Source organism: Cellulomonas sp. zg-ZUI22 (genome assembly GCF_017353535.1).
Classification (GTDB): domain Bacteria; phylum Actinomycetota; class Actinomycetes; order Actinomycetales; family Cellulomonadaceae; genus Cellulomonas; species Cellulomonas wangleii.
In genome coordinates this window covers 1,424,044-1,449,814 of the sequence record NZ_JAFMUZ010000001.1, presented here as the reverse complement: position 1 = coordinate 1,449,814, position 25,771 = coordinate 1,424,044, and the positions used below count along the sequence as shown (strand labels likewise).

General features: G+C 70.5%; 22 protein-coding genes. 3 read left to right on the top strand and 19 right to left on the bottom strand.

What is annotated here, in order from left to right; translation table 11 throughout:
• Positions 1-46 precede the first annotated feature (46 nt).
• The 15 genes from rpsS to J1G43_RS19600 all read right to left on the bottom strand — a co-directional run bounded on the left by rpsS (position 47) and on the right by J1G43_RS19600 (position 20,206).
• Positions 47-328 (bottom strand): 30S ribosomal protein S19, encoded by a 282-nt coding sequence (gene rpsS / locus J1G43_RS06635; protein ID WP_207339054.1) that lies wholly within the window; start codon positions 326-328, stop codon positions 47-49.
• 15 nt (positions 329-343) lie between these two features.
• A complete protein-coding gene (rplB, locus tag J1G43_RS06630) occupies positions 344-1,180 on the bottom strand; it encodes a 50S ribosomal protein L2 (protein WP_207339055.1) in 837 nt (278 codons plus the stop codon).
• Positions 1,181-1,205: 25 nt separating this feature from the next.
• Positions 1,206-1,508: a 50S ribosomal protein L23 gene (gene rplW, locus J1G43_RS06625; RefSeq protein ID WP_089798428.1), complete on the bottom strand. Its 303-nt coding sequence runs from the start codon at positions 1,506-1,508 to the stop codon at positions 1,206-1,208.
• Complete coding sequence (gene rplD / locus J1G43_RS06620) at positions 1,505-2,191, bottom strand: 50S ribosomal protein L4 (protein ID WP_207339056.1); 687 nt, start codon at positions 2,189-2,191, stop codon at positions 1,505-1,507. Before rplD ends, rplW begins: the two co-directional genes overlap by 4 nt.
• Positions 2,192-2,196: 5 nt before the next feature.
• The gene (gene rplC / locus J1G43_RS06615; protein WP_089798427.1) at positions 2,197-2,856 is read right to left on the bottom strand and encodes a 50S ribosomal protein L3; all 660 of its coding nucleotides are present in this window, start codon (positions 2,854-2,856) and stop codon (positions 2,197-2,199) included.
• A gap of 23 nt (positions 2,857-2,879) precedes the next feature.
• Positions 2,880-3,188, bottom strand: coding sequence for a 30S ribosomal protein S10 (rpsJ, locus tag J1G43_RS06610; protein ID WP_013117879.1), 309 nt, complete (start codon positions 3,186-3,188; stop codon positions 2,880-2,882).
• 345 nt (positions 3,189-3,533) lie between these two features.
• Positions 3,534-4,727 carry an elongation factor Tu gene (tuf, locus tag J1G43_RS06605; protein WP_207339057.1) on the bottom strand — a complete coding sequence of 398 codons (1,194 nt, stop codon included), beginning with the start codon at positions 4,725-4,727 and terminating at the stop codon, positions 3,534-3,536.
• Between the two features lie 121 nt (positions 4,728-4,848).
• Entirely contained in the window at positions 4,849-6,951 is a 2,103-nt protein-coding gene (gene fusA, locus J1G43_RS06600; RefSeq protein ID WP_207339058.1) for an elongation factor G, read from the bottom strand.
• 96 nt (positions 6,952-7,047) lie between these two features.
• Positions 7,048-7,518, bottom strand: a complete 471-nt coding sequence (gene rpsG, locus J1G43_RS06595) for a 30S ribosomal protein S7 (protein WP_089798424.1) — start codon at positions 7,516-7,518, stop codon at positions 7,048-7,050.
• Positions 7,519-7,523: 5 nt separating this feature from the next.
• Positions 7,524-7,892, bottom strand: coding sequence for a 30S ribosomal protein S12 (gene rpsL / locus J1G43_RS06590; protein ID WP_013117883.1), 369 nt, complete (start codon positions 7,890-7,892; stop codon positions 7,524-7,526).
• Between the two features lie 443 nt (positions 7,893-8,335).
• A complete protein-coding gene (locus tag J1G43_RS06585; protein ID WP_207370275.1) occupies positions 8,336-12,205 on the bottom strand; it encodes a DNA-directed RNA polymerase subunit beta' in 3,870 nt (1,289 codons plus the stop codon).
• 117 nt (positions 12,206-12,322) lie between these two features.
• Positions 12,323-15,829: a DNA-directed RNA polymerase subunit beta gene (rpoB, locus tag J1G43_RS06580; protein ID WP_207339060.1), complete on the bottom strand. Its 3,507-nt coding sequence runs from the start codon at positions 15,827-15,829 to the stop codon at positions 12,323-12,325.
• Between the two features lie 401 nt (positions 15,830-16,230).
• The gene (rplL, locus tag J1G43_RS06575) at positions 16,231-16,620 is read right to left on the bottom strand and encodes a 50S ribosomal protein L7/L12 (protein WP_089798421.1); all 390 of its coding nucleotides are present in this window, start codon (positions 16,618-16,620) and stop codon (positions 16,231-16,233) included.
• 94 nt (positions 16,621-16,714) lie between these two features.
• Positions 16,715-17,242 carry a 50S ribosomal protein L10 gene (gene rplJ, locus J1G43_RS06570; protein WP_089798420.1) on the bottom strand — a complete coding sequence of 176 codons (528 nt, stop codon included), beginning with the start codon at positions 17,240-17,242 and terminating at the stop codon, positions 16,715-16,717.
• A gap of 291 nt (positions 17,243-17,533) precedes the next feature.
• Positions 17,534-20,206, bottom strand: a complete 2,673-nt coding sequence (locus J1G43_RS19600) for a CHAT domain-containing protein (protein WP_207378178.1) — start codon at positions 20,204-20,206, stop codon at positions 17,534-17,536.
• Between the two features lie 85 nt (positions 20,207-20,291).
• Between J1G43_RS19600 and J1G43_RS19595 the strand changes: the two genes are divergently transcribed.
• The 3 genes from J1G43_RS19595 (at position 20,292) to J1G43_RS06550 (ending at position 22,957) form a co-directional block, all read left to right on the top strand.
• Positions 20,292-21,737: a S8/S53 family peptidase gene (locus J1G43_RS19595; RefSeq protein ID WP_207339062.1), complete on the top strand. Its 1,446-nt coding sequence runs from the start codon at positions 20,292-20,294 to the stop codon at positions 21,735-21,737.
• A 73-nt stretch (positions 21,738-21,810) separates the two neighbouring features.
• Entirely contained in the window at positions 21,811-22,452 is a 642-nt protein-coding gene (locus J1G43_RS06555; protein WP_207339063.1) for an RNA polymerase sigma factor, read from the top strand.
• On the top strand, positions 22,433-22,957 hold the full coding sequence (locus tag J1G43_RS06550; protein WP_207339064.1) for a hypothetical protein: 525 nt from the start codon (positions 22,433-22,435) through the stop codon (positions 22,955-22,957). The genes J1G43_RS06555 and J1G43_RS06550 overlap by 20 nt, the downstream gene beginning before the upstream one ends.
• Before the next feature lie 161 nt (positions 22,958-23,118).
• Here the strand turns inward: J1G43_RS06550 and rplA are convergent, their stop codons facing one another.
• The 4 genes from rplA to secE all read right to left on the bottom strand — a co-directional run bounded on the left by rplA (position 23,119) and on the right by secE (position 25,672).
• Positions 23,119-23,835 (bottom strand): 50S ribosomal protein L1, encoded by a 717-nt coding sequence (gene rplA / locus J1G43_RS06545; RefSeq protein ID WP_207339065.1) that lies wholly within the window; start codon positions 23,833-23,835, stop codon positions 23,119-23,121.
• 109 nt (positions 23,836-23,944) lie between these two features.
• A complete protein-coding gene (rplK, locus tag J1G43_RS06540) occupies positions 23,945-24,376 on the bottom strand; it encodes a 50S ribosomal protein L11 (RefSeq protein WP_089798414.1) in 432 nt (143 codons plus the stop codon).
• An 83-nt stretch (positions 24,377-24,459) separates the two neighbouring features.
• Positions 24,460-25,290: a transcription termination/antitermination protein NusG gene (nusG, locus tag J1G43_RS06535; RefSeq protein ID WP_207378177.1), complete on the bottom strand. Its 831-nt coding sequence runs from the start codon at positions 25,288-25,290 to the stop codon at positions 24,460-24,462.
• 100 nt (positions 25,291-25,390) lie between these two features.
• Positions 25,391-25,672: a preprotein translocase subunit SecE gene (secE, locus tag J1G43_RS19590; RefSeq protein WP_207339067.1), complete on the bottom strand. Its 282-nt coding sequence runs from the start codon at positions 25,670-25,672 to the stop codon at positions 25,391-25,393.
• Positions 25,673-25,771 lie beyond the last annotated feature (99 nt).

The window sequence follows — 25,771 nt, the reverse complement described above, 5'->3', positions numbered from 1 at the left end:
GCTCTCTTGTCTCTGCCGTCAGGGCGTCACCAGGCTGACCCGGGGGTCAGCGGCGACGGCCCTTCCGGTCGTCCTTCTCGTGGCCGCGGAACGTCCGCGTGGGGGCGAACTCGCCGAGCTTGTGCCCGACCATCGACTCCGTCACGAACACCGGGGTGTGCTTGCGGCCGTCGTGGACCGCGAAGGTGTGGCCGAGGAAGTCGGGCGTGATCATCGAACGACGCGACCACGTCTTGATGACGTTCTTCGTGCCGGACTCGTTCTGCGCGTCGACCTTCTTCTGCAGGTGGCCGTCGACGAACGGGCCCTTCTTGAGGCTGCGAGGCATTCTCTCGGGCTCCTATCAGCGCTTCTTGCCGGTGCGCCGACGGCGCACGATGAGCTTGTCGCTCGGCTTGTTCGGACGACGGGTGCGGCCCTCGGCCTGACCCCAGGGGCTCACCGGGTGGCGACCACCGGAGGTCTTGCCCTCACCACCACCGTGCGGGTGGTCGATCGGGTTCATGGCGACACCGCGGACGGTCGGGCGCTTGCCCTTCCACCGCATGCGGCCGGCCTTGCCCCAGTTGATGTTGGACTGCTCGGCGTTGCCCACCTCGCCGACCGTGGCGCGGCAGCGCAGGTCGACGTTGCGGATCTCGCCGGACGGCATGCGCAGCTGCGCGTACGGCCCGTCCTTGGCAACGAGCTGCACCGACGCACCGGCCGAACGGGCGATCTTCGCGCCGCCACCGGGCTTGAGCTCGATGGCGTGGATGACCGTACCGGTCGGGATGTTGCGCAGCGGCAGGTTGTTGCCGGGCTTGATGTCGGCACCCGCGCCGGCCTCGAGCATGTCACCCTGCGACACCTTGTTGGGGGCGAGGATGTACCGCTTCTCGCCGTCCGCGTAGTGCAGCAGCGCGATGCGCGCGGTGCGGTTCGGGTCGTACTCGATGTGCGCGACCTTGGCCGGCACGCCGTCCTTGTCGTGACGACGGAAGTCGATCACGCGGTAGGCGCGCTTGTGCCCACCGCCCTGGTGACGCGTCGTGATGCGACCGGTGGAGTTGCGCCCACCCGTCTTGTGCAGCGGACGGACGAGCGACTTCTCCGGCTGCGAGCGCGTGATCTCGACGAAGTCGGCGACGCTCGAGCCGCGGCGGCCGGGCGTCGTCGGCTTGTACTTACGGATTCCCATGAAAGTAAGTCCTCTTCGCTCTCGGTCAGCCGACCGGTCCGCCGAAGATGTCGATCGAGCCCTCGCGGAGGGTGACGATCGCACGCTTCGTGTTCTTGCGGCGGCCGATGCCGAAGCGGGTCCGGCGGGCCTTGCCCTGACGGTTCGCGGTGTTGACCGACTCGACCTTGACGCCGAAGACCTGCTCGACGGCGATCTTGATCTCGGTCTTGTTGGCACGCGGGTCGACGAGGAAGGTGTACTTCCCCTCGTCCAGCAGGCCGTAGCTCTTCTCCGAGACGACCGGCGCGATCAGGATGTCGCGCGGGTCCTTGCCGGCGGCGGTCACTTCGTCTCCTCGTTGGCCTCGGACTCGGAAGCGACAGCCTTCGCGCCCTTGACCGGGCCTGCGAGGAACGCGTCGAGCGCACCCTGCGTGAAGACCACGTCGTCCGAGATGAGGACGTCGTAGGTGTTGAGCTGGTCGGCGACGAGCAGGTGGACCCGCTCGACGTTCCGCAGCGACTTCCAGGTGATCTCGTCCTGGCGCTCGACGACCACGAGCACGTTCTTGCGACCGGAGAGGTTGTCGAGGACCGCGAGAGCGGACTTGGTCGACGGGACCTCGCCCGGGGCGAAGCCCGTGACGACGTGGACGCGGCCGGCACGCGCGCGGTCCGAGAGAGCACCGCGGAGCGCCGCGGCCTTCATCTTCTTCGGGGTCCGCTGCGAGTAGTCGCGAGGGGTCGGGCCGTGGACGACGCCACCACCCGCGAACTGCGGCGCACGGGTCGAGCCCTGACGGGCGCGGCCGGTGCCCTTCTGCTTGTACGGCTTCTTGCCACCACCGCGGACCTCGCCGCGGCTCTTGGTGTCGTGGGTGCCCTGGCGCGCGGCAGCGAGCTGGGCGACGACGACCTGGTGGATCAGCGGGACGTTCGTCGTGACGTCGAAGACGTCACCGGGCAGGTCGGCCGTACCGGCCTTCTTGCCCTTCTCGTCGAGGACGTCGACGGTCAGCGTGTCGCTCATCGAGGTCACGCACCCTTCGCAGCGGAACGCACGACCACGACGCCGCCCTTGGGGCCGGGAACCGCGCCCTTGACGAGCAGCAGACCCCTCTCGACGTCGATCGCGTGCACGGTCAGGTTCTGGGTCGTCTGGCGGTCCACGCCCATACGACCGGCCATGCGCAGGCCCTTGAAGACGCGCGACGGGGTCGATGCCCCACCGATCGAGCCGGGCTTGCGGTGGTTGCGGTGCGCACCGTGGGAGGCGCCGACGCCGGAGAAGCCGTGACGCTTCATCACACCGGCGGTGCCCTTGCCCTTGGTCGTACCGGTCACGTCGACCACCTGGCCGGCCTCGAAGGCCGCCGCGGTGATCTCCTGGCCGAGGGTGTACTCGGCCGCGTTCGACGTGCGGATCTCGGCCACGTGCCGACGGGGGGTGACCCCCGCCTTCTCGAAGTGGCCCTTGAGCGGCTTGGTGACCTTGCGCGGGTCGATCTGGCCGTAGGCCAGCTGGACCGCGGTGTAGCCGTCGCTCTCAGCGGAGCGGACCTGCGTCACGACGTTCGTACCCACGGCGAGGACCGTGACGGGCACGAGGCGGCCTGCCTCGTCCCACACCTGGGTCATGCCGAGCTTGGTGCCGAGCAGCGCCGTGACGGGGCGCGCGTTCTGCTGGGTAGCCATGAAGATCAGTCCCTTCCCAGCGATCAGAGCTTGATCTCGATGTTCACGTCCGCAGGCAGGTCGAGTCGCATGAGCGAGTCGACGGCCTTCGGCGTGGGGTCGATGATGTCGATGAGCCGCTTGTGCGTTCGCATCTCGAAGTGCTCGCGGCTGTCCTTGTACTTGTGGGGCGACCGGATGACGCAGAAGACGTTCTTCTCCGTCGGCAGCGGCACCGGACCCACGACCGACGCACCAGCGCGAGTCACCGTGTCGACGATCTTGCGCGCCGAGCTGTCGATGACCTCGTGGTCGTAGGACTTGAGCCGGATGCGGATCTTCTGTCCCGCCATGGCGTCGTCTACTTCTCTCTCTCGAAAAACCGGTCCTGTCCGACCCCCGCACTCGGGCGTGTCGCCTTGCGCGACACGCCTCTGCGCTGCGTACCGTCTCCGGGACAGGGGCCGTGGTTGTCGACCGCTCCCCACCGGGTCACCCCGAGGTCCGAGCGTTCGCCACGTCTGTTCGCCCAGCCGGCAGGCGCGCGAGAACGCACACCCCGGCGGGCAACCCCGCAAGTCTGCCAGACCCGAGCCCGAATGGCCAACTCGTGAGGTCAGGAGCCCGGGGGGACGACGCAGGGCCCGGGAGCGGTGCTCCCGGGCCCTGCGTGGTGGATCAGCCCCGGGGGGCGATGATCACTTGATGATCTTCGTGACCCGGCCCGAGCCGACGGTGCGGCCACCCTCGCGGATGGCGAAGCCGAGGCCCTCCTCCATGGCGATGGGCTGGATCAGCGTGACGGAGATCTCCGTGTTGTCGCCGGGCATGACCATCTCGGTGCCCTCGGGCAGCGTGATGACACCGGTGACGTCCGTCGTCCGGAAGTAGAACTGGGGACGGTAGTTCCCGTAGAACGGGTTGTGACGCCCACCCTCGTCCTTGGACAGGATGTAGACCTGGCCCTCGAACTCGGTGTGGGGCGTGATCGAGCCGGGCTTGACGACGACCTGGCCGCGCTCGACCTCCTCGCGCTTCGTGCCGCGCAGGAGCAGACCGACGTTCTCGCCGGCCTCGGCGTAGTCGAGCAGCTTGCGGAACATCTCGACGCCGGTGACCGTGGTCTTGATCGCCTTCTCCTTGATGCCGACGATCTCCACCTCCTCGTTCACCTTGAGCTGACCGCGCTCGACGCGACCGGTGACGACCGTGCCACGGCCGGTGATCGTGAAGACGTCCTCGATGGGCATGAGGAACGGCTTGTCGATCTCGCGGACCGGGTCCGGCACGTTCTCGTCCACGGCGTCCAGCAGGTCCTCGACGGACTTGACCCACTGCGGGTCGCCCTCGAGGGCCTTGAGGCCGGAGACGCGCACGACGGGCGCGTTGTCGCCGTCGAACTCCTGCGACGACAGCAGCTCGCGGACCTCCATCTCGACGAGCTCGAGGATCTCCTCGTCGTCGACCATGTCGGCCTTGTTCAGCGCCACGAGCAGGTAGGGCACGCCGACCTGGCGGGCGAGCAGCACGTGCTCACGCGTCTGGGCCATCGGGCCGTCGGTCGCCGCGACCACGAGGATGGCGCCGTCCATCTGCGCCGCACCCGTGATCATGTTCTTGATGTAGTCGGCGTGACCGGGGGCGTCGACGTGCGCGTAGTGACGCTTCTCGGTCTGGTACTCGACGTGCGCGATGTTGATGGTGATACCGCGCTGCTTCTCCTCCGGCGCCTTGTCGATCTCGTCGAACGGCGTGAAGGGGTTCAGGTCCGGGTACTTGTCGTGCAGCACCTTCGAGATCGCGGCGGTCAGCGTCGTCTTGCCGTGGTCGACGTGACCGATGGTCCCGATGTTGACGTGCGGCTTCGTCCGCTCGAACTTCGCCTTGCCCACTGGGTGTCCTCCTCAGGACTTGGTAGAGATTGCCCGACGGCAGCCACCTGACGGTACCTGCTCGACGTGCGGTCCTACGGGTCGGATGTGTAGCTGGAACTGCAGGGTTCGACCTGTGGGACTACTCGCCCCGGGTCTTCTTGATGATCTCTTCGGCAACGTTCCGAGGAACCTCGGCGTAGCTGTCGAACTGCATCGAGTACACGGCGCGACCCTGGGTCTTCGACCGCAGGTCCCCGACGTACCCGAACATCTCCGAGAGCGGCACCTGGGCGCGGACGACCTTGACGCCGGTCGCGTCCTCCATCGACTGGATCATGCCGCGACGGGAGTTGATGTCGCCGATCACGTCGCCCATGTACTCCTCGGGCGTACGCACCTCGACGGCCATGATCGGCTCGAGGAGGGCCGGGTCCGCCTTGCGCACCGCCTCCTTGAGGATCATCGAGCCGGCGATCTTGAACGCCATCTCCGAGGAGTCGACGTCGTGCGCCGCACCGTCGAGCAGGATCGCCTTGACGCCCACGAGCGGGTAGCCCGCGAGGACGCCCAGCTGCATCGCGCTCTGGATACCGGCGTCGACCGACGGGATGTACTCCCGCGGGATGCGACCACCGGTGACCTTGTTCTCGAACTCGTACAGCTCGCCCTCGGCCGGGTCCAGCGGCTGGAAGGTCATCTGGACCTTCGCGTACTGGCCCGAGCCACCGGTCTGCTTCTTGTGCGTGTAGTCGATCTTCTCGACCGCACGGCGGATGGTCTCGCGGTACGCGACCTGCGGCTTGCCGACGTTGGCCTCGACCTTGAACTCGCGCCGCATGCGGTCGACGAGGATGTCGAGGTGGAGCTCGCCCATGCCGCCGATGACGGTCTGGCCGGTCTCCTCGTCCAGGCGGACGCGGAAGGTCGGGTCCTCCTCGGCGAGCTTCTGGATGGCCGTGGAGAGCTTCTCCTGGTCACCCTTCGTCTTCGGCTCGATCGCCACGTCGATGACGGGCTCCGGGAAGGTCATGGACTCGAGGATCACCGGCGCGCTCGGGTCGCAGAGGGTGTCACCGGTGGTGACGTCCTTCAGACCGATGAACGCGTAGATGTGCCCGGCCTGCGCCTCGGGGACGGGGTTCTCCTTGTTGGAGTGCATCTGGAAGAGCTTCCCGATGCGCTCCTTCTTCCCCTTGGTCGAGTTGAGCACCTGGGCGCCCTGCTCGACCCGGCCCGAGTACACCCGGACGTAGGTCAGCTTGCCGAAGAACGGGTGCGCGGCGACCTTGAACGCGAGGGCCGCGAACGGCTCCGTGGCGTCCGGGTGGCGCTCGACGACCTTCTCCTCGTCCTTGACGTCGTGACCGGCGACGGCCGGGACGTCCAGGGGCGTGGGCAGGTAGTCGATGACGGCGTCGAGCATGGGCTGCACGCCCTTGTTCTTGAACGCCGAGCCGCACAGGACCGGGTAGGCCTCCGAGGTGATCGTGAGCTGGCGGATGCCGGCCTTGATCTCCTCGAGCGTGAGCTCCTCGCCGCCCAGGTACTTCTCGAGCATCTCCTCGTTCGTCTCCGCGACGGCCTCGATGAGCTCGGCCCGGTACTGCTCGGCCTTCTCCTGCAGGTCGGCGGGGATGTCCTCGATCTCGTACTTCTCACCGAGGGCGGTCTCGCCGCGCCACACGAGCGCGCGCATCTCGACCAGGTCGACGACGCCGATGAAGTCGTTCTCGGAGCCGATCGGCAGCTGGATGACCAGCGGCTTGGCCTTGAGACGCTCGACGATGGTCTTCACCGTGAAGTAGAAGTCCGCACCGAGCTTGTCCATCTTGTTGACGAAGCAGATGCGCGGGACGTCGTACTTGTCGGCCTGGCGCCAGACCGTCTCCGACTGGGGCTCCACGCCCTCCTTGCCGTCGAACACCGCGACGGCGCCGTCGAGGACGCGCAGCGAGCGCTCGACCTCGACCGTGAAGTCGACGTGGCCGGGCGTGTCGATGATGTTGATCTGGTTGTTCTTCCAGTAGCAGGTCGTCGCGGCCGACGTGATCGTGATGCCGCGCTCCTGCTCCTGCTCCATCCAGTCCATCGTCGAGGCGCCGTCGTGCGTCTCACCGATCTTGTAGTTGACCCCCGTGTAGAACAGGATCCGCTCGGTGGTCGTCGTCTTGCCGGCATCGATGTGGGCCATGATGCCGATGTTGCGGACCTTCGTCAGGTCCGTGAGCACGTCCAGTGCCACGTGATAGCCCCTTGTCGGTTGGCTTGAGGTCGGTGCCGTCCGCGCCGCCGCGGGCCGGTCCTGTCGAGCAGGGCCGGCCCGCAGCGGCGGCCGGGATCACCAGCGGTAGTGCGCGAACGCCCGGTTGGACTCGGCCATCTTGTGCATGTCCTCGCGACGCTTGACCGCGGCACCCAGGCCGTTGGACGCGTCGAGGATCTCGTTCATGAGGCGCTCGGTCATGGTCTTCTCGCGACGAGCACGCGAGAAGTCCGTCAGCCAGCGCAGCGCGAGCGTGGTCGCCCGCACCGGACGGACCTCGATCGGGACCTGGTAGGTCGCGCCACCGACACGGCGGGACTTGACCTCGATGGAGGGACGCACGTTGTCCAGCGCGCGCTTGAGCACGACGACCGGGTCGGACTGCGTCTTCTCACGGACACCCTCGAGGGCGCCGTAGACGATGGACTCCGCGACGGTCTTCTTGCCGTCCAGGAGAACCTTGTTGATGAGCTGCGTGACCACCGGCGAACCGTAGACGGGGTCGACGATCAGCGGCCGCTTCGGAGCGGGACCCTTGCGAGGCATCTGTCTCAGCCCTTCTTCGCGCCGTAGCGGCTGCGTGCCTGCTTGCGGTTCTTGACACCCTGGGTGTCGAGCGCACCGCGCACGATCTTGTAGCGGACACCGGGCAGGTCCTTCACACGACCGCCGCGGACGAGCACGATCGAGTGCTCCTGCAGGTTGTGGCCGACGCCGGGGATGTACGCGGTGACCTCGATGCCCGAGGAGAGGCGCACACGCGCGACCTTGCGGAGCGCGGAGTTCGGCTTCTTCGGGGTGGTCGTGTAGACGCGGGTGCAGACACCGCGTCGCTGGGGGGAGCCCTTGAGGGCAGGCGTCTTCGACTTGTTCGTCTTCGCCTGCCGGCCCTTGCGGACCAGCTGCTGGATCGTAGGCACTACGTCTCCGTCTGTCGGTGTTCTCTGGTCTGACCGGCACCCGTCACCCAGGACGGCCGGCTCGTCCCGGATCGTCGCCCGTCGCGCGACTACCCCGGAGGCCTTTCCTCCCGCACCGACCCCCGCGCCCGGGCGTGTCGCCCCGGTCCTCTACCCGGCGACCGTCCCTGAGGACCGTTCCGGTAGGAGGTGGGGAGCCACCCGGTGCCTCTCGTCCCCACCCCGGCAGGGGGCGGTCGACCGAGTGCACGCGCAAGGGCCCGACGGCGCGGGCACGGTCTCCTACGTTACCCGGCGCGGAACGGGCCGTCAAAGGAGCCGATCACAGCCCCGCCGACGGGCCGTCGGACCCGCCGGATCCCGCGCCGCGTCGCGCCCGGACGCCCGAGGGGCCCGTCGGGCGAACCGACGGGCCCCTCGGGGACGGACGACGAGGACGGACGTCAGCGGTAGTCGCCGAAGTCGATGTCCTCGAGCGGGATCGCGTCGCCGGAGCCGAGGCCCAGCGCCGGGAAGTCGATCTCGTCGTAGCCGAAGGCCGGGTACAGCTCGGCCTTCGCCTCCTCGGTCGCCTCCACCGCCACGTTCCGGTACCGGGGAAGCCCGGTGCCGGCGGGGATGAGCTTGCCGAGGATGACGTTCTCCTTCAGACCCAGCAGCGGGTCGGACCGGCTCGACATCGCGGCCTCGGTGAGGACCTTCGTCGTCTCCTGGAAGGACGCCGCGGACAGCCACGAGTCGGTCGCGAGCGACGCCTTCGTGATGCCCATGAGCTCCGGACGACCCGAGGCCGGCTGACCACCCTCGGCGACGGCCTTGCGGTTGAAGTCCTCGAAGCGACCGCGCTCGGCCAGCTCGCCGGGCAGCAGACCCGTCTCGCCGGAGTCGAGCACCGTCACGCGCCGCAGCATCTGCCGCACGATGACCTCGATGTGCTTGTCGTGGATGTCCACGCCCTGGGAGCGGTAGACCTCCTGGACCTCGTCCACCAGGTGCTTCTGCGTGGCGCGCGGGCCGAGGATGCGCAGGACCTTCTTCGGGTCGACCGCACCCTGGACCAGCTGCGTGCCCACCGAGACGTGGTCGCCGTCCTGCACCAGCAGGCGCGAGCGCTTGGTGATCGCGTAGCGGATCTCCTCCGAGCCGTCGTCCGGGGTGAGCACGAGTGCGCGCGCCCGGTCGGTCTCCTCGATGGTGATCCGGCCCGAGAACTCCGCGATGTGCGCCTCACCCTTGGGGGTGCGGGCCTCGAAGAGCTCCTGGACACGCGGCAGACCCTGCGTGATGTCGTCGGCCGAGGCCACACCACCGGTGTGGAACGTCCGCATCGTCAGCTGGGTGCCGGGCTCACCGATCGACTGCGCCGCGATGATGCCGACGGCCTCACCGATGTCGACGAGCTTGCCGGTGGCCAGCGAGCGGCCGTAGCACTTGGCGCACGTGCCGACGCGGGACTCGCAGGTGAGCACCGAGCGGATCTTGAGCTCGGTGACACCCGTCTCGAGCAGACGGTCCAGCAGGACGTCGCCGACGTCGTCACCGGCGTGGCCGATGACCTCGCCCTCCACCTCGATGTCGGTCGCGAGCGTCCGCGAGTACACGGAGGTCTCGACCTTGTCGTGGCGCCGCAGCGTGCCGTCCGCCGCCGCCACGCCGATCGGCATGGTCAGGCCGCGCTCGGTGCCGCAGTCCTCCTCGCGGACGATGACGTCCTGCGAGACGTCCACCAGACGACGCGTGAGGTAGCCCGAGTCGGCGGTCCGCAGAGCGGTGTCCGCCAGACCCTTGCGGGCACCGTGCGTCGCGATGAAGTACTCGAGGACGGACAGGCCCTCGCGGTAGTTCGCCTTGATCGGGCGCGGGATGATCTCGCCCTTCGGGTTGGCCACCAGACCACGCATGCCCGCGATCTGGCGGACCTGCATCCAGTTGCCTCGTGCACCCGAGCCGACCATGCGGAACACGGTGTTGCGGGCCGGGAAGTTGGCCTGCATCGCCTTGGCGACCTTGTCGGTGGCGTTCGTCCAGATCTCGATGAGCTCCTGGCGACGCTCGTCGTCGGTGATCAGGCCCTTGTCGTACTGGCCCTGCACCTTCGCCGCACGCGCCTCGTGCTCGTCGAGGATCTCCTGCTTGACCGCCGGGGTGGCGACGTCGGAGATCGCGATCGTGACGCCCGAGCGGGTGGCCCAGCGGAAGCCGGCCTCCTTCAGCGCGTCGAGCGAGGCCGCGACCTCGACCTTCGGGTACCGCTCGGCCAGGTCGTTGACGATCGCCGAGAGGCGCTTCTTGTCGACCACGCCGTTCTCGTACGGGTAGTCCACGGGCAGCAGCTCGTTGAACAGCGCACGGCCCAGCGTCGTCTCGAACAGCAGCGGCTGACCGGCCTCCCAGCCCTCCGGCGCGTGCTCCTCGTCGAGGACCAGGTCGTCGAACCGGATCTTCACGACCGCGTTGAGGTCGAGGCTCCCCTGGTCGAACGCCATGATCGCCTCGGCGACCGAGCTGAACGACCGGCCCTGACCCACCGGGTCCTCCTTGTCGGAGGTGAGGTGGAACAGGCCGATGATCATGTCCTGCGAGGGCATGGTCACCGGGCGGCCGTCGGACGGCTTGAGGATGTTGTTGCTCGAGAGCATGAGGATGCGGGCCTCGGCCTGCGCCTCCGCGCTCAGGGGCAGGTGGACGGCCATCTGGTCACCGTCGAAGTCCGCGTTGAACGCGGCGCACACGAGCGGGTGCAGGTGGATCGCCTTGCCCTCGACCAGCTGCGGCTCGAACGCCTGGATGCCCAGACGGTGCAGCGTGGGTGCACGGTTCAGCAGCACCGGGTGCTCGGTGATGACCTCCTCGAGCACGTCCCACACGACCGGGCGCGCGCGCTCGACCATGCGCTTGGCCGACTTGATGTTCTGCGCGTGGTTGAGGTCCACCAGGCGCTTCATCACGAACGGCTTGAACAGCTCGAGCGCCATCTGCTTGGGCAGACCGCACTGGTGCAGCTTGAGCTGCGGGCCGACGACGATGACCGAACGGCCCGAGTAGTCGACGCGCTTGCCGAGCAGGTTCTGGCGGAACCGGCCCTGCTTGCCCTTGAGCATGTCGGAGATCGACTTCAGCGGACGGTTGCCGGGACCCGTGACGGGGCGGCCGCGGCGGCCGTTGTCGAACAGCGAGTCCACGGCCTCCTGGAGCATCCGCTTCTCGTTGTTGACGATGATCTCCGGCGCGCCCAGGTCCAGGAGCCGCTTGAGGCGGTTGTTCCGGTTGATGACGCGGCGGTACAGGTCGTTGAGGTCCGACGTGGCGAAGCGGCCACCGTCGAGCTGGACCATCGGGCGCAGGTCCGGCGGGATGACCGGGACCGCGTCGAGGACCATGCCCGTCGGCGAGTTGTTCGTCGTGAGGAACGCGTTGACGACCTTGAGCCGCTTGAGGGCACGGGTCTTGCGCTGGCCCTTGCCGGAGCGGATGGTCTCGCGCAGCGACTCGGCCTCCGCGACCAGGTCGAACGCCTCGAGACGCTTCTGGATCGCCGAGGCGCCCATCGAGCCCTCGAAGTAGTTGCCGTAGCGGTCCTGCAGGGCGCGGTACAGCATCTCGTCGCCCTCGAGGTCGGCGACCTTGAGGTTCTTGAAGCGGTCCCAGACCTGCTCGAGCCGGTCGAGCTCGGCGTCCGCACGCTTGCGGATCTGCGCCATCTCGCGCTCGGCGGAGTCACGCACCTTGCGGCGCGCGTCGGCCTTGGCACCCTCGGCCTCGAGCTCGGCCAGGTCGGCCTCGAGCTTCTGGGCGCGGGCGTTGATGTCGTTGTCGCGCCGGTCCGAGATCTCCTTCTTCTCCAGGTCGATCTCGTTCTGGAGGTTGGGGAGGTCCTCCTGGCGGCCGTCCACGTCGACCCACGTGATCATGTAGGCCGCGAAGTAGATGACCTTCTCCAGGTCCTTCGGCGCCAGGTCGAGCAGGTAGCCGAGCCGGCTGGGCACACCCTTGAAGAACCAGATGTGCGTGACCGGGGCTGCCAGCTCGATGTGGCCCATGCGCTCACGGCGCACCTTCGAGCGCGTCACCTCGACGCCGCAGCGCTCGCAGATGATGCCCTTGAACCGCACGCGCTTGTACTTGCCGCAGTAGCACTCCCAGTCCCGGGTGGGACCGAAGATCTTCTCGCAGAAGAGCCCGTCCTTCTCCGGCTTGAGGGTGCGGTAGTTGATGGTCTCGGGCTTCTTGACCTCGCCGTGCGACCAGGCACGGATGTCGTCGGCCGAGGCCAGGCCGATGCGCAGCTCGTCGAAGACGTTGACGTCGAGCAAGGGGGTCCTACTTCCTTCGCTTGCCGGTTTCGGGAACCAGCGGAACGGAAATCGTGCTGAGGGGTGCGGGCACCCGGTCCGGCGTCACGGATGTGCGCGCCGGACCGGGGCTCGACGTCAGATCTCTTCGACGCTGCTCGCGTTCGGGCGACGCGACAGGTCGATGCCGAGCTCTTCCGCGGCGCGGTAGACCTCGTCGTCGTTCTCCTTCATGTCGATGGAGACGCCGTCCGAGGACAGCACCTCCACGTTCAGGCAGAGCGACTGCATCTCCTTGAGCAGGACCTTGAACGACTCCGGGATGCCGGAGTCCGGGATGTTCTCGCCCTTGACGATCGCCTCGTAGACCTTCACGCGGCCGGGGACGTCGTCCGACTTGATGGTGAGCAGCTCCTGCAGCGTGTAGGCGGCGCCGTACGCCTCCAGGGCCCACACCTCCATCTCGCCGAACCGCTGGCCACCGAACTGCGCCTTACCACCCAGCGGCTGCTGCGTGATCATCGAGTACGGGCCGGTCGACCGGGCGTGGATCTTGTCGTCCACCAGGTGGTGCAGCTTGAGGATGTACATGTAGCCGACGGACACCGGCTCGGGGAACGGCTCACCGGAGCGGCCGTCGAACAGCCGCGCCTTGCCGTCGCCCTTGACCATGCGCTCGCCGTCACGGTTCAGCGTCGTGGAGCTCAGCAGACCGGTGAGGGTCTGCTCGGGCACGCCGTCGAAGACGGGGGTCGCGACGGGGGTGCCGGGCTCCGAGCGGTGCGCGACCGCCGGGACGCCCTCCTTCCACGTCAGGTCGCCCTCGGCCAGCTCGATGTCCCAGCCCTGCTTGGCGATCCAGCCCAGGTGGGTCTCGAGCACCTGACCCACGTTCATGCGTCCGGGGACGCCGAGCGGGTTGAGCACGACGTCGACCGCCGTGCCGTCCTCGAGGAACGGCATGTCCTCGACGGGCAGGATCTTCGAGATGACGCCCTTGTTGCCATGACGGCCGGCGAGCTTGTCGCCGTCCGTGATCTTGCGGCGCTGGGCGATGTACACGCGGACCAGCTCGTTGACACCGGCGGGCAGCTCGTCGCCGTCGTCGCGGCTGAACGTGCGGACCTCGATGACCGTGCCGGACTCGCCGTGGGGCACCTTGAGCGACGTGTCGCGGACCTCGCGGGCCTTCTCGCCGAAGATCGCGCGCAGCAGGCGCTCCTCCGGGGTCAGCTCGGTCTCGCCCTTGGGCGTGACCTTGCCGACGAGGATGTCGCCCGCCGCGACCTCGGCGCCGATGCGGATGATGCCGCGCTCGTCGAGGTCGCCCAGGACCTCCTCGGAGACGTTCGGGATGTCCCGCGTGATCTCCTCGGGGCCGAGCTTGGTGTCGCGCGCGTCGACCTCGTGCTCCTCGATGTGGATCGAGGACAGCACGTCGTCCTGCACGAGGCGCTGCGACAGGATGATCGCGTCCTCGTAGTTGTGGCCCTCCCACGACATGAACGCGACCAGCAGGTTGCGTCCGAGCGCGAGCTCGCCCTCGTCCGTCGCCGGGCCGTCGGCCAGCACGGAGCCGGGCTCGACGCGGGCGCCGTGCTCGACCAGCACGCGCTGGTTGTAGCAGGTGCCCTGGTTGGAGCGACGGAACTTGGCGATCCGGTACGTCGACGTGGTCGCGTCGTCGTTGGCGACGGTGACCAGGTCGGCGGAGACCTCGGTGACGACACCGGGCTTGGTCGCCACGACGACGTCGCCGGCGTCGACCGCCGCACGCCGCTCCATGCCGGTGCCGACCAGCGGCGCCTCGGAGCGGACCAGCGGCACGGCCTGACGCTGCATGTTGGCGCCCATGAGCGCACGGTTGGCGTCGTCGTGCTCGAGGAACGGGATGAGCGCGGTCGCGACCGACACCATCTGGCGCGGCGAGACGTCCATGTAGTCCACGTTCGCCGGCGGCACCAGGTCGGGCTCGCCGCCCTTGGTGCGCACGAGGACCGCGTCCTCGACGAACTGGCCGTCGGCCGTCAGCGGCGCGTTGGCCTGCGCGATGATGTGCCGGTCCTCGTCGTCCGCGGTCAGGTAGTCGACCTCGTCCGAGACCTTGCCGTCCTTGACGCGGCGGTACGGCGTCTCGACGAAGCCGAACGGGTTGATCCGCCCGTAGGTCGCCAGCGAGCCGATCAGGCCGATGTTCGGGCCCTCGGGGGTCTCGATGGGGCACATGCGGCCGTAGTGCGACGTGTGGACGTCACGGACCTCCATGCCGGCGCGGTCGCGGGACAGACCACCCGGGCCCAGGGCCGACAGACGCCGCTTGTGCGTCAGGCCCGCGAGCGGGTTGTTCTGGTCCATGAACTGCGACAGCTGGCTGGTCCCGAAGAACTCCTTGATGGAGGCGACGACGGGACGGATGTTGATCAGCGTCTGCGGCGTGATGGCCTCGACGTCCTGCGTCGTCATGCGCTCGCGCACGACGCGCTCCATCCGGGACAGGCCCGTGCGGACCTGGTTCTGGATGAGCTCGCCGACCGCGCGGATGCGACGGTTGCCGAAGTGGTCGATGTCGTCGGGCTCGACGCGGATCTCGATCGACTCCCCGTTGCGCGTGCCGGGCAGCGTGGGCTTGTCGATGTGGAGTGCGGCGAGGTACTTGATGGTCGCCACGACGTCGGACAGCGTCAGCACGGAGTCGGACAGCGGGGCGTCCTGGCCGAGCTTCTTGTTCACCTTGTAGCGGCCGACCTTCGCCAGGTCGTAGCGCTTGGGGTTGAAGTAGAAGTTCTCGAGCAGCGCGCGGCCGGCCTCGACCGTCGGCGGCTCGCCCGGGCGGATCTTGCGGTACAGGTCGAGCAGGGCCTCGTCCTGGGTCTGGACGTGGTCCTTCTCGAGCGTGTCGATGACCGCCGGGTACTCGGCGAACTCCTCGCGGATCTCGCTCTCGGTCATGCCGAGCGCCTTGAGGAGCACCGTCGCGTTCTGCTTGCGCTTGCGGTCCACGCGCACGCCGACGTTGTCGCGCTTGTCGATCTCGAACTCGAGCCACGCACCACGGCTCGGGATGACCTTGGCGGTGAGGACGTCCTTGTCGGACGTCTTGTCGGCCGTGCGCTCGAAGTACACGCCCGGGGAGCGGACGAGCTGCGAGACGACGACGCGCTCGGTGCCGTTGATGATGAAGGTGCCGCGCTCGGTCATGAGGGGGAAGTCACCCATGAACACGGTCTGCGACTTGATCTCGCCGGTCGTGTAGTTGACGAACTCGGCGGTGACGAACAGCGGCGCGGCGAAGGTGAAGTCCTTCTCCTTGCACTCCTCGGCCGTGTACTTCGGCGGCTCGAAGCGGTGCTCACGGAAGGAGAGGGACATGGTCCCGCCGAAGTCCTCGATCGGGGAGATCTCCTCGAAGATCTCCTCGAGCCCGGCCGTCTCCGGCACGTCGGTGCGGCCGGCCTCGAGGGCGGCGGCCACGCGGGCCTGCCAGCGCTCGTTGCCGAGCAGCCAGTCGAAGCTCTCGGTCTGCAGACCGAGCAGGTCGGGGACCTCGAGCGGCTCGTGGATCTTGGCGAAGGAGATGCGGCGGGATGCGGTGCGGTTCGCGACGGCGTCGGCGGACGGTGCAGAAGGGATGCGCGAGGCAGCCAAGAGGGGTCCTTCCCTGCGGATCGTGGCACGCTGCGCCGCCTGGCGAGGCGCGATCACCGGCCACAACACGAGGTCACGACGCGCACGTACGTCGGGGCCGGAGTCGGGCTATCTGAGATCGCGGGCACAGGCCAGCGCAAAGCGCTAGCGTACGCGCCTTCATGGGCGCCGTCAAGCACACCCACGGGCAGGCCCGCTGCGGGCCGCACCGCCCGCACCGGCGACCCCGTCGTCGCCGCGTGCCATGGTGGCACAACCTCCCCCGCGGGGGAAACGGAGGGCCCGCGCCCCGCGACCGGGCGCCCGGCCCCGGGCACCCTCCGCACGGACGGCACGAGGCCCGGCCCCCTGACGGGGACCGGGCCTCGGGAGTGCACCGCCGGCACGAGGGCCGGCTCAGATCACTTGAGGGTGATCGTGGCGCCGGCGCCCTCGAGGGCAGCCTTGGCCTTCTCGGCCGTCTCCTTGTTGACACCCTCCAGGACCGGCTTCGGCGCGCCGTCGACGAGGTCCTTGGCCTCCTTCAGGCCGAGGCTCGTGAGCGTGCGCACCTCCTTGATGACCTGGATCTTCTTGTCACCGGCGGCCTCGAGGACGACGTCGAACGAGTCCTTCTCCTCCTCGGCCGGGGCGTCGGCGCCACCGCCGGCCGGCGCGGCGACGGCCACGGCGGCGGGGGCAGCGGCGGTGACCTCGAAGGTCTCCTCGAAGGCCTTCACGAAGTCCGACAGCTCGATGAGCGTGAGCTCCTTGAACGCGTCGATGAGCTCGTCGGTGGTGAGCTTCGCCATGGTGGCGGTTCCTTCCGTTCGGACCCGCCGTCCGGTCTCGGACGGCGGGAGGTGCTGGGGCTTGCTACGAGAGCGTGCGGCCGGAGCGTCGGGCTCAGGCTGCGGCGTCGGACTCCTGCTTCGCGCGCAGGGCCTCGACGGTGCGCACGGCCTGCGAGGCAGGAGCCGTGAACAGGTACGCGGCCTGGTAGAGCTTGGCCTTCATCGCGCCGGCCGCCTTGGCCAGCAGGACCTCGCGGGACTCGAGGTCCGCGAGCTTGGTGATGTCCGCAGCGGTCACGGGGCGGCCGTCGACGACGCCCGCCTTGATGACCAGTGCAGGGTTCGCCTTGGCGAAGTCACGCAGTCCCTTGGCCGCCTCGACCGGGTCACCGGTGACGAAGGCGATCGCCGACGGGCCCTCGAGCGCGTCGTCGAGGCCCTCGAGGCCGGCTTCCTTGGCCGCGATCGCGGTCAGCGTGTTCTTCACCACGGCGTAGTTCGCGTTGCCGCTGAGCGCCTTGCGCAGGGTCTTGAGCTGCGCGACGGTGAGCCCGCGGTACTCGGTCAGCACGGCCGCGTTCGAGCCGCGGAAGCGCTCCGTCAGCTCCGCGACAGCGGCAGCCTTGTCCGGCCTCGCCATGGCATTCCTTCCGATGGTGGTGCCACCGGTCGTCTTCCTCGCTGCCGTGAGACGACAAGAGCCCCGCGCAGGCGCGGGGCTCGAAGGCACGGCGGGCCGGCACGGACCTTCTCAGGCCACGGCCGGGCACTCACATGCATCTGAACTCTCACCTGCGCAGGCCCCCGCGTCACGCGGAGCTTCGGCCGGTCCGACGAGCGGACCGACGACCGGCGGTCTTGGGCCACACGAGACTACGGCACCGGGTGGGGTGCGACCAAATCGCGGCGCCGGCAGACGGCACCCGGGGGGTCAGGCGGCGCCGTGCGCCGTGAAGGTGCACCAGTTGACGAAGCCCGACGGGGACCGGCGGTCGATCTCGCCCCGCGCCCCGTGCAGGGCACGCGCCATCGTCTCCCCCGCCGCCAGCCGGCGGTGCAGGGCCAGCATGAGGTCGACGACCTCGACGTCCGGGACCGCGGCGATCGAGGCGACGACGCCGGCGGAGCCGCGGGAGAGCATCGCCGACACCAGCCCGAGCACCTCGTCACCCTCGTAGGCCACGTCCGCACCGGAGTGGCAGGACGCGAGCACCAGCCGCCGCGGCGCCACGCCCGCGCGGTGCAGCTCCTGCACCGTGACCGGACCGTCGGCCAGCACGATCGACGAGAACATGGGGTTGTCCGAGCGCAGGGACCCGTGGCAGGCGAGGTGGGCCAGGTCCGCCGCGGCGATCGCCGCGACCACGTCCTCCGCGCGGCTGTCCCGCGCCCCGAGCACGCGCACGTCCCGGTGCAGCCGGCGCAGCGCCTCCACCTCGTCCTGCGCCCCGCGCAGGTCGGGGCCCGCGACCAGCACGGTCGGTGCCCCCGCGACGCGCCCGCGCTCGGTCGTCCGCAGCCACGCCGCCGCGGACGGCGCGACGGCGACCGGCACGTCGACCAGCGCGGACCAGGGCACGCCGTGCAGCGGGCCCACCGGGACGACCACCAGCTCGGCGTCCGGCGGCAGCGCCAACGGGGCGAGGAGCATCGCGCGCAGCGCGACCAGGCGCAGGTCGGCGCTCGTCCGCGCCGCCTCGGCCGCGGCCGCGCTGCTCGGGTCGACGAGCCTCCGCAGCGCGAACACCAGCGCCCGCAGGGCGTCGGTCACGTCCGACTCGACCGCGCCCAGGTCGACCACCCGCGTCCTGCCCTCGCCGACCACGACGGCCACGAGCCGGCCCGCGTAGCGGCCGTACTCCACGAGGTGCCTGCCGTCGAGCGCCCCGCGAAGGGCACCGGCCCGGGGCACGGGCCGCGCGGGACCGCGCACCGGGTCCGCGAGCCAGGCGGACCGCCGCACGTCGGCCGCGCCCTCGTCGTCCGCGACGATGACCGTGCGCTGCCGCCCCGCCCCCTGCGGAGCGGACGCCTGGCCGTTCCCCTCCGCGCTGCGGACGGGAACCTCGCCCCGGGGCCACTCGACCTCACCGGTCGGCGCCTCCAGCCACAGTGCCGCCGCGCGGGTCTGCTCCATCCAGCGCAGCACCGCCGCCGGCGAGCCGCTGCGCACCACGACCTCGAGCCCGATCTCGCCCAGCTCCGCCCCGTGGCCGGAGGCGAGCGCCCGCAGCTCCATCGTCGGCAGCGCCGCACGGTGACGGGCGAGGTCCCGCAGCCCCGCCCGGCACTGCGCCAGCAGCTCGCCGTCCTGTCCCTGCAGGCGGGCCGCCAGCGCGGCCGCGACCCGGCCACGCAGACGCACCGACAGCGGGCCGCCCCGCGCCAGCTGCGCCGCCGCGGCGAACCGGGCCGCCGCACGGCGCCGGGCGCCGACCACCAGAGCCACCCGTCCTCCCACGAGGTGGCCCTCCGCCGCCGCCGACAGCTCGCCCGACCTGGCCAGCCGTGTCGCGGCCCGCTGCACCGAGTCCAGCTCGGCGACGCCGACGCGACCGAGCCGCGCGAGCGACCGGACCGCGACGAGCACGGCGACGTCGTAGGCACCGGGGCGCCGCTGACGCCGCGCACGGCCCCCTGCCGCGAGCGCGTGCTCGGCCGCGCCGTGCGGGTCACCGGCGAGGAGCAGCGTCTCGGCCAGCGAGATCCGTGCGTCGACCTCCACCAGGTCGGCGCCCGCCGCCGTCAGCTCGTCGATCGCGCGACGCCCGGCCGCTGCCGCCTCGGGGAGCAGCCGCAGCTCCCGCATCGCCTCGGCGTACCCGAGGTAGTACTCCACCGGGGACTGCCCGGCGTCCCTCGACGCGCGCGCCGCCGCCTCCAGGTCGCGCAACCCGTCCGCGGGCCGGCCGGTGTGGACCGCGATCAGCGCCCGCGTCAGGTACGGCCACGCCCGCAGCGCCGGGCCCAGCCGGGCGGCCCCCTCGACGGCGAGCTGGACCCAGCGCGCCGCCTCGGCGTACTGCGCCTTGCTGACCAGGACGACCGCGAGGTTGTTGGCCGCCCGCACCGCGTCGGGCCCACCGGCCACCGCGTGCCGGGCCACGGCGCGGTAGCGCTCCTCGGCCTGCACGAGCCGTCCCGCGTTGTGGTCCATGACGCCCAGCTGGAGCTGGAGCCGTGCGTCGAGCCCCTCCAGGACCGGGTCGCCGTCCACCAGCTGGACGACGGACAGCGCCGCGAGCGCGTCGGCCCGCGCCTGCGCCGTCCTGCCGAGCTCGAGCCGCGCGACCGACCGGCTGGCCAGCACCCACGCCTCGACCGGCGCGAGCCGGGCACGTCGGGCGACCCTCGCGGCCTCGCCCAGGAGGCGCTCGGCCGACGCCGGGTCGCCGTCGTGACGGTGGACCACCCCGACCGCGCGCAGGCCCCACGCCAACGCCTCCGGCTCGCCGAGGGCGCGTGCACCGGCCACGACCCGTGCCGCCTGCACCCGAGCCGCGTCCGGATCGGTGTCGAGCGTGGAGCGCAGCGCCCGCGCGTCGCGCAGCAGCCGGGCGCGCGCGTCATCACCGACGGGCTCGGACGGCGTCTGCTGCGACACCCTCGGATGGTAGGGCGACGGTGTATCACGGGGGCACGTCGCCCACTCCTCGGGCTGGACCCACCCCGAGGACGAGGAGCCCGACGTGACGCGATTCCCCGACCGACCTGCCGGTCGACCGTTCCGTGACGAGTACGACGGCCGCCTCACCGGCCGCACCGGCCCGGCGGCGCGGGTCGCCGCGCCCGCCTCCCGCGCGGCGGCTCGACCGGCACCCGACTACGTGGCCGGGCTGAGGCCGGACCTGGATCCGGGCGGGGGCACCGCGGACGTGCGGGCACGACGTGACGCGGTCGTCGCGCGGCTCCAGGACGGGTGGTCGCAGCGGGGTGAGGAGCTGGAGGTCGTGCGCAACCGCCACGGGTCGGACGTGTTCCCCGTCGTCGGGGAGCTCCTCGTCGCGCCCTCGACGTGGCAGGACATCCGCGCGGAGGCCACGGCCGCCGGGGTCGAGGAGGTCGACCTGGGCCACCCCGAGCTCGCCGGACGCGTGGTCCGGCTGCGCGCCCGCGACCCACGGCGCGCACGCCGCCTGAGCGGTCTGGTGAGCTCGCTGCGGGCACGCGGCCACGCCGTGTCGCCGTCCTACGTGACCCCGCTGGGCGGGGGCCCGATCATGAAGCCCACGTCGGGTGCCTTCGCACCGCAGGTGGCGACGTTCGGGGAGTACGCGCAGGACGGCCCCCGCCACGGCGACGGTGTCGTCGTCTCCGTGATCGACACCGGGATCACGGCGGAGGACCGCGCGGACGGCTGGCTCGCCGCCGTGGGTCGGGTCGCCGCCGACGACGACGCCACCCACGACGCGGAGACGAACGTCGACCCGCTCGACGCCGAGCCCCACGACGGCTACCTCGACGTCTACGCCGGCCACGGCACCTTCGTCGCGGGCATCGTCGCCCAGGTGGCACCGGGCGCGGAGATCCGGGTGTACAAGGCCGTCGGGCCCGGTGGCGCGGGCAGCGAGCTCGACGTCGCGTGCGCGCTCATCCGGGCCGTCCGCGACGGTGCGCACGTCGTCAACCTGTCGCTGGGGACGCAGACGCTGTTCGACGAGCCGTCGCTGCCGCTCGGTGCGGCCCTCGACGTGGTGCGTGAGATCGAGGACGACCGGGGCTGGCAGAGCGTCATCGTCTCGTCGGCGGGCAACTACGGCGACGACACGCCCACGTGGCCCGCCGCGTTCGGGCGGGTCGTCGCCGTCGGCGGTCTGACCGCGGACCTGCGCCCCACGACCTGGTCGAGCCGTGGCTCATGGGTGGACCTCTCCGCTGTCGGCGAGGGCGTGCTGTCCACGTTCGTCCAGGGACGGCAGAACCCGGCGTTCGGCGCGGACCCGAAGGACTTCGGCCCCAGCTCCTTCGCGCGCTGGGTCGGCACGTCGTTCGCCGCACCCCAGGTGTCGGGCGCGGTCGCCCGGACGATGACCGAGCTGGGGGTGGACGGGCCCCGGGCGGTCCACGCGCTCCTCGCCGCCGGCAAGCCCGTCGCCGGCTTCGGCAAGGCACTGCAGATCCTGCCGGGAGCCTGACGTGCTGGGCACCTGCCTCGCGGAGCGCCATGATGGCCTTCGGGACAAATCCGACAGGCGAGGGGGCCGTGCCGTGAGCAGCCGACAACAGCTGGGCGGACCGTACGACGAACGGACCGCGACCCAGCTCGTCGCGGGCGCCCTCGTGGGCGACGAGGGATCGTGGTCCGAGATCGTCCGGCGGCACGCGAACCTCGTGATGGCACGGGTCCGGCAGTTCCGTCTCAGCCCGCAGCAGGCCGAGGACGTCGCGCAGACCGTGTGGCTCAACCTCCTCGAGCACCTCGGTGACCTGCGCGAGCCGGAGGCGCTGCCGGGCTGGATCGCGACCGCGACGCGGCACGAGTGCATCCGCACCGCGAACCTCTCCCGCCGGTCCGTCCCGGTCGACCCGACGACCGGGCGTCTCGACGCGCAGGACGACACCGAACCGGACAGCGACCTCCTGCGCGACGAGCGTCACGCGGCCCTGCGCGCCGGCCTGGCCGAGCTGCCCGCGCACCAGCGCGACCTGCTGCTCATGCTGTCGACCGATCCGCCCCCCAGCTACCAGGACGTGTCCGCGCGCCTGGGCATCCCGGTCGGGTCGATCGGACCGACCCGGCAGCGCGGCCTCGCCCGGCTCCGCCGGACGGATGCCATCCGCACCTACCTCGCGACGCCCGCCGGCGTCGTGGCACGTGAAGGAGGCCACGATGTCCTGGCACTCGGATGACCTGGGCCTCCCCCAGCCCCGACCGGCGGACGCCTGGGAGAACGACGAGGTGCTCGCCGCCGACCTCGCCCGCGCGGTCGCGACCGAGGAGACGCTCCGTCGCGTCACCTCCGCCGCGTCGACGGCGTTCGTCGCCCACCGCGGCATGCTCGCGCTGCGCGAGGAGCTGGCGACCGACCTGCTGCTCCTCTCCCTGGTCCACGACTCGTGCGCCGAGGACCGGCTGTCGGGCGTCCGCGACCGCACCGGCCGACCCTCGCGGACCCTCGTCTTCGAGGGGGACGGCGTCGGGGTCGAGGTGGAGCTCACCGACGGGCTGATCGAGGGTCAGCTGATCCCGGCGCGGCCCGGCCGCGTCGAGCTGCGCCGACCCGACGGCGGCGTCGGGGGTGTCGAGACCGACGAGGTGGGCTACTTCCGCCTCGAGGCCCGGACCGAGGGGCCGGTCCGCCTCGTCTGCGAGACCACGGACGGCACGTGCGTGACCGAATGGCTGCCCTGGTGAGGGGCTGACGCACCGGTTCGCCGGTGCGTGCGCGGGGCCCGGTCCGCAGGGGGGACCGGGCCCTGTCGCGCTGCCGCCAGGGCACGGGACGCCGGCCCGGACGCACGACGGCCCGGCACCCTCGCGGGTGCCGGGCCGTCGTCGCGCGGTGGGCGCGACCGTCAGGCCGCGTCCTCCTCCGTGAGGTTGCGCGTCTTGCTCTGGTCCAGCGGGATGCCGGGGCCGTTCGTGGTCGAGAGCGTCGCCTTGGTGATGTAGCGACCCTTCGACGCGGACGGCTTCAGACGCAGGATCTCGTCGAGCGCGGCGGCGTAGTTCTCCACCAGCGCGGTCTCCGAGAAGGAGGTCTTGCCGATGATGAAGTGCAGGTTCGCGTGCCGGTCGACACGGAACTCGATCTTGCCGCCCTTGATGTCGGACACGGCCTTGGCCACGTCCATCGTCACCGTGCCGGTCTTCGGGTTCGGCATGAGGCCGCGGGGTCCGAGGACCTTGCCGAGGCGACCGACCTTGCCCATGAGGTCCGGCGTGGCGACGGCGGAGTCGAAGTCCGTCCAGCCGTCCGCGACCTTGGCGATGAGCTCGTCGCCACCGACCTCGTCGGCGCCGGCCGCGCGGGCCTGCTCGGCGCGCTCACCGGTGGCGAACACGATGACGCGGGCCGTCTTGCCGGTGCCGTGGGGCAGGTTGACCGTGCCACGGACCATCTGGTCGGCCTTGCGGGGGTCGACACCGAGACGGAAGGCGACCTCGACGGTCGCGTCGTACTTGGTGGTCGACGTCTCCTTGGCGAGGCGCACGGCCTCCAGGGGGGCGTAGATCCGGCCGTCCTCGATCTTCTCGACGGCGGCGCGGTACGCCTTGCTGTGCTTGGGCATCTGCCTGTTCTCCTTCGTCAGCAGTCGTGGTCATGCGGGCCGCACACGGGCCCTGCCACCTGACCGCCGGTGCGGGTCGCACCGGCGGACGTGTCGTGCGGGGGCTGGGTCAGCCCTCGACCTTGATCCCCATGGAACGCGCGGTCCCGGCGATGATCTTCTCCGCCGCGGCCAGGTCGTTCGCGTTGAGGTCCTCGAGCTTGGTGGTGGCGATCTCGCGCACCTGGTCGGCCGTCAGCGTCGCCACCTTGACGGTGTGCGGCGTCGGCGAGCCCTTGGCCACGCCCGCGGCCTTCTTGATCAGCTCGGCGGCCGGCGGCGTCTTCGTGATGAAGGTGAACGAGCGGTCCTCGTACACCGTGATCTCGACGGGGATGACGTTGCCGCGCTGCGACTCCGTCGCCGCGTTGTACGCCTTGCAGAACTCCATGATGTTCACGCCGTGCTGACCGAGCGCGGGCCCGATCGGCGGCGCGGGGGTCGCCGCGCCGGCGTTGATCTGGAGCTTGATGAGGCCGGTGACCTTCTTCTTCGGGGGCATGATGCCTTCCGTTCCTTCTCGTGGGCCGACGCCATGGGCGATGACCCGGTTGCAGAGCCCCGCGGCGCGGGGCGGTCAGCAGGTCAGATCTTCGAGACCTGGCTGAAGGACAGCTCGACCGGGGTCTCCCGGCCGAAGAGGGAGACGAGGACCTTGAGCTTCTGGTTCTCGGGGTTGATCTCGGAGATCGTCGCGGGCAGCGTGTCGAACGGGCCGCCGTCGGTGACGGTGACGGACTCGCCGACCGTGAAGTCGACCTCGACCGGCGTGCTGGCGGCCTTCGACGACTGCTGCGCGGGCATCTTGGACTCGATGGTCGGCGCGAGCATCGAGAAGACCTCGTCGAGCGTCAGCGGCACGGGCTGGTGCGTGTGGCCGACGAACCCGGTGACGCCGGGCGTGTGGCGCACGGCGCCCCACGACTCGTCGGTGAGGTCCATGCGGACGAGGACGTAGCCGGGGATCCGGACGCGCTTGACGACCTTGCGCTGCGCGTTCTTGATCTCGACGACCTCCTCCATGGGGACCTCCACCTGGTGGATGTAGTCCTCCATGTTGAGGCTCTGGGTGCGCGACTCGAGGTTCGCCTTCACCCGGTTCTCGTAGCCCGCGTAGGAGTGGATGACGTACCAGTCACCGGGCAGCCGGCGCAGCTTGGCCTTGAACGCGGCGACCGGGTCCTCGTCGGGGTCGATCTCGTCGTCCGCCGCGACGGGCGCGTCGTCGTCGGCGTCGTCGGCGTCGTCGTCGGCGTCGTCGGCGGCGTCGTCCTCGGTGGTCTCCTCGGCGACGTCGCCGGCCTCCGTGTCGTCGACCTCGTCACCCGCGGTCGCCTCGACGGCCTCGACCGACGCCAGGGCGTCCGCCAGCTCGGCCTCGGCGCCCGGCGTGGGCTCCTGCGACTCCTGCGACACGTGCAACCTGCTTTCTCCGTGGTGGGCCGGCGTGCGCGCCGGCGGTGCGCGGCTCGCCCCGCGCGGGTGGGGTGGTCGCCGGCTCAGGGGCCGGCGGGCGTCACCCGAAGATCAAGAACGTCAGCTTCCCGATGCCCAGGTCGATCAGCGTGACGAAGAGCATGACGACCGTGACGAACACGAGCACGACGCCCGTGTAGGTGACGAGCTCGTGCCGCGTGGGCCGGACGACCTTCTTGAGCTCGGCCACGACCTGGCGCACGAAGAGGGCGATGCGCGCGAAGAACCCGCGCTTCTCCTCACCGCGACGCGGCGCGTGCTCGCTCCTGCTGGCGGCCGAGCCCTCGGCGTCGGACGCCGCGGCGGCAGCGGTATCGCTCACGTCAGGCCCCTGTCTCGTCGTCGTGCGGCACCCGGACGGGCGCCGCGGTTCGCGGACGCACGGGCTCACCGACGCGACGCGCCGGACCGACCGGCGGTC